Source organism: Burkholderia sp. APQ4-4ca (genome assembly GCF_057837105.1).
Map to the genome: position 1 here is coordinate 1 of NZ_JBYQCG010000177.1, position 7197 is coordinate 7197.

At 65.6% G+C, this 7197-nt stretch carries 5 protein-coding genes; all 5 read left to right on the top strand.

Features of this window, described 5'->3' with window-relative positions:
• Nucleotides 1-885: 885 nt before the first annotated feature.
• Entirely contained in the window at nt 886-2043 is a 1158-nt protein-coding gene (locus tag AC3IFE_RS20395) for an ABC transporter substrate-binding protein (RefSeq protein ID WP_089466308.1), read from the top strand.
• Between the two features lie 169 nt (nt 2044-2212).
• Nucleotides 2213-3268: a branched-chain amino acid ABC transporter permease gene (locus AC3IFE_RS20400; protein WP_089466309.1), complete on the top strand. Its 1056-nt coding sequence runs from the start codon at nt 2213-2215 to the stop codon at nt 3266-3268.
• A 4-nt stretch (nt 3269-3272) separates the two neighbouring features.
• Nucleotides 3273-5057, top strand: coding sequence for a branched-chain amino acid ABC transporter ATP-binding protein/permease (locus AC3IFE_RS20405; RefSeq protein WP_489191740.1), 1785 nt, complete (start codon nt 3273-3275; stop codon nt 5055-5057).
• A complete protein-coding gene (locus tag AC3IFE_RS20410; protein ID WP_489191741.1) occupies nt 5057-5812 on the top strand; it encodes an ABC transporter ATP-binding protein in 756 nt (251 codons plus the stop codon). Before AC3IFE_RS20405 ends, AC3IFE_RS20410 begins: the two co-directional genes overlap by 1 nt.
• Before the next feature lie 497 nt (nt 5813-6309).
• Nucleotides 6310-7197: FAD-dependent oxidoreductase (locus AC3IFE_RS20415; protein ID WP_489191742.1), on the top strand; the 888-nt coding region annotated here is incomplete at its 3' end.

A 7197-nucleotide genomic window follows, 5' to 3' on the forward strand; every position in this document is an offset into this window, starting at 1 on the left:
CTAAGTTGTCGTGGTGCTTAAGCCTCTTTAAGATTCACCTCAGTTCTGATGCACCGCGAAACGAATTTGCAGGTGGAGAACGAGGAGACAATCGAGGCACAAAGTGCCCGGACCCCAAAGCGCTGTTGGACGGAATCCAACAGCGCTTTTTCATTTGCGTGCACGGATTTCATCGGTGGTGCATCGGACCGCCTTCCGCGTTTGCGTTCGCACCGCGTCTTTTCCCGTTTTCCCTTTCTTGCGATCCGTTCACCGACGATGTGCAATCCTGCACAGGCGCTTCGGGCTTACCCGGTTGGCGTGCGCGAAAGGCGTCCGTTACACTCGGCTTTCGCCGACCGTGCGGTCGGGAAAATCGGTCGGCAGTTCTCCTACAAGCACAATGCAGAAGAGGGAGTACGGTTGGATGAGCAGCGCAGCACGGTGGATCGGGGCAGGAGACGCGGCGGGCGCCGTTCGTTCGTCATGGGGTGCGCGGTGAGTCGTCGCGGCATTTCCGAGCCGTTCCCGGGCCGGTATGCGCGTCCCGGCGCCAGCGCGGGTCGTTGCGCTCGCATCCGTCTTCTTATCCGTTTGCGCAATCGCATGAGCGGCCGGCTTTCCGATGTGTCGTCGCTTGCCGTGCGCGCCGACCCTCGATGCGCGCGCAACGCGCTTCCCCGCGCTTCCTCATTTCTTCGCTTGCTTCATCCTGACGACACCGCTGCTGCGCATCGTGACGGTCGAACGGCCGTTTCAATCGGCGCGCGGCGCGTTGCGGCGTGTCGCGGGAAAACGAGCGTAGGCGCGGTCAGGCGAGATAGTTAAATTATTAACTTGTTTGGGGAACCGGGAGCCGCCCGAGCGACCCGTGGCTTTTTCGAGCAGCGTTTGGAGACAACGTAAATGAAGATGAATCGATGGATGGAGGCCCTGCTTGCCGCGGGCCTCGTGTGTGCGGCGGCCACGGCGTCGGCGCAGGTGAAGATCGGCGTGACGCTGTCGGCCACCGGGCCGGCCGCGTCGCTCGGCATTCCGGAAAAGAACACGATCGCGCTGCTGCCGAAGGAAATCGCGGGCAAGAGCGTGCAGTACATCGTGCTGGACGACGCGTCCGACACGAGCCGCGCGGTGCAGAACGTGCGCAAGCTGATCGACGAGGACCACGTCGACGCGATCATCGGTTCGTCCGTCACGCCGAACTCGCTCGCGATGCTCGATCCCGTGTCGCAGGGCAAGACGCCGACGATCTCGCTCGCAGCGAGCGCGCAGATCATCGCGCCGATGGACGCGAAGCGCGCATGGATGTTCAAGGTGCCGCAGAACGACCAACTGATGGCGGACGCGATCGCCGGCTACATGGCGAAGCACGGCGTGAAGACGGTCGGTTTCATCGGCTTCGCCGATGCGTACGGCGACAGCTGGTACAAGACGTTCGACGCGGCGGCCGCGAAGAACGGGCTGAAGCTCGTGTCGAACGAGCGCTACAACCGGACCGACGCGTCGGTGATGGGGCAGGTGCTGAAGCTGCTGGGCTCGAACCCGGATGCGGTGCTGATCGCCGGCTCCGGCACGCCGGCGGCGCTGCCGGCCAAGACGCTGAAGGAGCGCGGCTACAAGGGCAAGGTCTACCAGACGCACGGCGTCGCGAACAACGATTTCCTGCGCGTGTGCGGCAAGGATTGCGAAGGCGAGATCCTGCCGGCCGGCCCCGTCCTCGTGACCGACCAGCTGCCCGATTCGAATCCGGTGAAGAAGGCGGCGCTCGGCTACAAGGCCGCGTACGAGAAGGCCTACGGCGCCGGTTCGCTGTCGACGTTCGGCGGCCATGCGTGGGATGCGGGCCTGCTGCTGCAGCGGGCGATTCCGGATGCGCTGAAGAAGGGCCAGCCGGGCACCGAGGCATTCCGCGAAGCGCTGCGCGCGTCGCTCGAAAGCGTGAAGGACCTGCCCGTCTCGCACGGCGTGATCAACATGACGGCGACCGATCACAACGGCTTCGACACGCGTGCGCGCGTGATGGTGCAGATCGTCGACGGCAAGTGGAAGTTGCAGGCCGAGTAAGCGTCACGTGAAACCGGCGTGGGGGGCGCGAACGGCCCCCCCCCCGCCGTCGGCGGGGTGGCGCGCGTCACGGCCCGTCCCTGCCGCCTGGAACGGCCGGAGCCCGCCGCGCGCCCCGGCCGTTTCCGCCTTTCGTTTCTCCGCAGCATTCTCTCGATACACGAAACGTATGGATCTCTCGATTGCGGCGATCCTCGCGCAAGACGGCATCACGACCGGCGCCATTTATGCATTGTTGTCGCTGGCGCTCGTGCTGGTATTTTCCGTCACGCGGGTGATCTTCATTCCCCAGGGCGAATTCGTCGCCTACGGTGCGCTGACGCTGGCCGCGTTGCAGGCGCAGAAATTTCCCGCCACCTGCTGGCTGCTATTCGTGATGGGCATCGCGTGCTTCCTGCTCGAAGCCGGTGGCCTGATCCGGCATCGCGAACGCCGCCATCAGCTCGGCCGCACACTCGCGACGCTCGGCAGCCGCTACATCCTGCTGCCGCTCGCGGTGTTCGCGATCACGCGCAGCTTTGCCGCGCAGCCGATGCCGATGCTCGCGCAGATCGCGCTGACGCTCGCGATCGTCGTGCCGATGGGGCCGTTCGTCTACCGGCTCGTGTATCAGCCGATCGCCGAAGGCACGACGCTGCTGCTGCTCATCGTGTCGGTCGCCGTCCATTTCGCGATGGTCGGCCTCGGCCTCGTGATGTTCGGTGCCGAAGGCTCGCGCACCAACGGGTTCTCGGACGCGTCGCTCGCGATCGGCAGCATGACGGTGTCGGTGCAGAGCATCCTCGTCGTCGTCACGGCGCTCGTGCTGATCGGTGCGCTCTACGTGTACTTCGGCCGCACGATCGCCGGCAAGGCGCTGCGCGCGACGTCGGTGAACCGGCTCGGTGCGCGGCTCGTCGGCATCGGCACGACCGAAGCCGGGCGGCTCGCGTTCACGTTCGCGGCGGGGCTCGGCGTGCTGTCCGGGATCCTCGTCGGTCCGCTGACGACGATCTACTACGACTCGGGCTTCCTGATCGGGCTGAAGGGTTTCGTCGGCGCGATCATCGGCGGGCTCGTCAGCTATCCGCTCGCGGCCGCCGGCTCGTTGCTCGTCGGCGTGCTCGAATCGTATTCGTCGTTCTGGGCGAGCGCCTACAAGGAGGTGATCGTGTTCACGCTGATCATTCCGGTGCTGCTGTGGCGGAGCTTCGCGACGCCGCATGCGGAAGAGGAAGAGGAGTGACGCGATGAAGACGATGGTACGCAACAAGACCTTCTGGCTGTTTCTCGTGGTGCTGTTCGCGCTGCCGGTGCTGCCCGGCGCGCTGCAGGTGCCCGAGTACTGGATCACGCTGCTGAACTACATCGGCCTGTATGCGATCGTCGCGATCGGGCTCGTGCTGCTGACGGGCGTCGGCGGGATGACGAGCTTCGGGCAGGCCGCGTTCGTCGGCATCGGCGCGTATGCGACCGCGTTCCTGACGACGCGCTACGGCGTGTCGCCGTGGCTCGCGCTGATCGTCGGCGTCGTGCTGACGGCGCTCGTCGCGTTCGTGCTCGGCGCGGTGACGATGCGGCTGTCCGGGCACTTCCTGCCGCTCGGCACGATCGCGTGGGGTCTCGCGCTGTTCTACCTGTTCGGCAACCTCGAACTGCTCGGCAAGTACGACGGGATCAACGGGATTCCGGCGCTGAACCTGTTCGGCATCGAGCTCGAAAGCGGCCGCAGCCTGTACTTCCTGATCTGGGCCGTGGTGCTGGCCGCGATCGTGTCGGTGCAGAACCTGCTCAACAGCCGGCCCGGCCGCGCGATCCGCGCGCTGCGCGGCGGCGGCGTGATGGCCGAGGCGATGGGCGTGAACACCGCGTGGATGCGCGTCGTGATCTTCGTCTACGCGGCCGTGCTCGCGGCGGTATCGGGCTTCCTGTACGCGCATCTGCAGCGCGCGGTGAACCCGACGCCGTTCGGCCTGAACCACGGAATCGAATTCCTGTTCATGGCCGTGGTGGGCGGCGTGTCGCACGTATGGGGCGCGGTGCTCGGCGCGGCGATCCTGACCGTGCTGCAGGATTATCTGCAGACGCTGCTGCCGAAGCTGCTCGGCTCGGAAGGCAACTTCGAGATCATCGTGTTCGGCGTGCTGATGGTGCTGCTGCTGCAGTACGCGCGCCAGGGCGTATGGCCGTTCGTCGCGAGGCTGTTCCCGCGCGGGCCGCGCGCGCAGGTGCCCGAGCAGGCCGACCCGCTGCCGCAGCGCGCGAAGCCGGTGGCCGGCGAGCCGCTGCTCGTCGTCGACCACGCACGCAAGCAGTTCGGCGGGCTCGTGGCCGTGAACGATGTCAGCTTCGACGTGAAAGCGGGGCAGATCATCGGGCTGATCGGCCCGAACGGCGCGGGCAAGTCGACCACGTTCAACCTCGTGACCGGCGTGCTGAAACCGACCGGTGGCGCGATCACGTTCCGCGGCGAGCGCATCGACGGGCTGACGTCGCGTCAGATCGTCCGACGCGGCATCGGCCGCACGTTCCAGCACGTGAAGCTGTTGCCGACGATGACGGTGCTCGAGAACGTCGCGATCGGCGCCCATCTGCGCGGTCATACGGGTGTGTGGCGCAGCATTGCGCGGCTCAATGCGCACGAGGAAGCGCAGTTGCTGGCCGAAGCCGCGCGCCAGATCCGCCGCGTCGGGCTCGAGACGCATATGTATGACGAAGCGGGGAGTCTCGCACTGGGTCAGCAGCGGATTCTCGAAATCGCGCGGGCGCTGTGCTGCGATCCGACGCTGCTGCTGCTCGACGAGCCGGCCGCGGGGCTGCGTTACCAGGAGAAGCAGCAACTCGCCGACCTGCTGCGGCGGCTGAAGGCTGAAGGGATGAGCGTATTGCTCGTGGAACATGATATGGATTTCGTGATGAATCTCACCGACCGGCTGGTGGTGATGGAGTTCGGCACGCGGATCGCGGAAGGGTTGCCGCAAGAGGTGCAGCAGGACCCGGCCGTACTCGAGGCGTATCTGGGCGGGGTGGAGTGATGACGGACACGACGATGCCGATTCTCGAAGTGCGCGGGCTGGCGGTGCGGTACGGGAAGGTGGAGGCGCTGCACGGTGCCGCAATCAAGGTCGGGGCGGGGCAGATCGTCAGCGTGATCGGCCCGAACGGCGCCGGTAAATCGACGCTGCTGAACGCGATCATGGGGGCGCTGCCGGTAACGGGGCATGCGTCGGGCGCCGTCGTGTATCGCGGCAACGACATCGGCGCGTTGCCGGTCGAGCAGCGCGTCGCGCGCGGGATGTGCCTCGTACCGGAAAAGCGCGAGCTGTTCAGCACGATGACGGTCGAGGACAACCTCGTGCTGGGCGCGTATCGACGCAAGCAGGCTGGGGAATCGAACTTCCTCGATCAGCTCGATCACGTGTTCGCGCTGTTTCCGCGGCTGAAGGAGCGCCGCAAACAGGCGGCCGGCACGCTGTCCGGCGGCGAGCGGCAGATGCTGGCGGTCGGCCGTGCGCTAATGGGGAAGCCCGACCTGCTGATGCTCGACGAGCCGAGCCTGGGCCTTGCCCCGCTGATCGTGAAGGAGATCTTTCATATCATCAGCGCGTTGCGCGGCACGGGCGTGGCGACGCTGCTGATCGAGCAGAATGCGCGAGCGGCGCTTCAGATATCCGACTACGGCTATGTGCTGGAGACGGGCGAGTTTGCGCTGGAAGGGCCGGCGGCCGAGCTTGCGCAGAATCCGCGTGTGATCGAGACGTATCTTGGGCTGGCGAAGAAGACGGCTTGATTGCGTGGAGTGGACGGGAAACGGGCGGCGTGTTTCACGTGAAACACGCCGTTTTTGTTTTGTGCGGTCGGGGCGGGGGGGCGATGCATCGCCGGTTCGGAACTGGGGATAAGCCGTGCCGGAATAGTTGGAAGTGCTGTGCGGTGCTGCGCCCGGCTGGTTCCACAGGTCGGCGGACAAGCGGCCGGGACAACCGACGGAAATGCTGTGTGGAGGGCACAGGGCCTCGGGGCCGGCGTGCGGAGTCGGCCACAGACGGTGGGCAGTTCGAGGTGCCGCCCATGCTTTGCACAGGCCCGAAGACGTGCGTGGAATCACTTCTCATCAATGCTGGAGCAGCCTCGGGCGCGGCAAATTTGCGCGTTTCCGACTAAAAATCGCCGGACTGCACAGACCCTACCATTCGGACGGCCTTCGGGCGAAAAGCGAACCCGCTATAATTCGGCCCATACATTTCTCAGATAGGTTCGTGCGCTGCTCTGCGTACGGAATCCACCATGCTTTTTCCCACAGAATTTGACGTCATCGTCGTCGGTGGCGGCCATGCCGGCACGGAAGCCGCGCTGGCATCCGCCCGTATGGGCGCAAAGACACTGCTGCTGACCCACAACATCGAAACGCTTGGGCAGATGAGCTGCAATCCGTCGATCGGCGGCATTGGCAAGGGCCATCTGGTCAAGGAAGTCGATGCGCTGGGCGGCGCAATGGCCGCCGCAACGGATGAAAGCGGTATTCAGTTCCGGATCCTCAATTCGTCGAAGGGCCCGGCCGTGCGCGCGACGCGTGCGCAGGCCGATCGCATCCTGTACAAGGCCGCGATCCGCCACCGGCTCGAAAATCAGCCGAACCTGTGGCTGTTCCAGCAGGCCGTCGACGATCTGATGGTCGACGGCGACCGCGTGGTCGGCGCCGTCACGCAGATCGGCATCCGCTTCCGCGCTCGTGCAGTCGTGCTGACGGCCGGTACATTCCTCGACGGCAAGATCCACGTCGGCCTGAACAACTACACGGGCGGTCGCGCGGGCGATCCGGCGGCCGTGTCGCTGTCGTCGCGCCTGAAGGAGCTGAAGCTGCCGCAGGGCCGGCTGAAGACCGGTACGCCGCCGCGTATCGACGGCCGGACGATCGACTTCTCGAAGCTCGACGAGCAGCCGGGCGACCTCGATCCGATTCCCGTGTTCTCGTTCCTGGGCCGCGCGGAGCAGCATCCACAGCAGCTGCCGTGCTGGGTCACGCATACGAACGAGCGCACGCACGACATCATTCGCGGCGGTCTCGACCGTTCGCCTATGTATACAGGGGTGATCGAAGGCGTCGGGCCGCGCTATTGTCCATCGATCGAGGACAAGATCCACCGGTTCGCATCGAAGGAATCGCACCAGATC

Coding starts and splice junctions, on each gene's coding strand:
- AC3IFE_RS20410 (WP_489191741.1), top strand. CDS start 5,057: ATGACGGACACGACGATGCCGATTCTCGAAGTGCGCGGGCTGGCGGTG.
- AC3IFE_RS20405 (WP_489191740.1), top strand. CDS start 3,273: ATGAAGACGATGGTACGCAACAAGACCTTCTGGCTGTTTCTCGTGGTG.
- AC3IFE_RS20395 (WP_089466308.1), top strand. CDS start 886: ATGAAGATGAATCGATGGATGGAGGCCCTGCTTGCCGCGGGCCTCGTG.
- AC3IFE_RS20400 (WP_089466309.1), top strand. CDS start 2,213: ATGGATCTCTCGATTGCGGCGATCCTCGCGCAAGACGGCATCACGACC.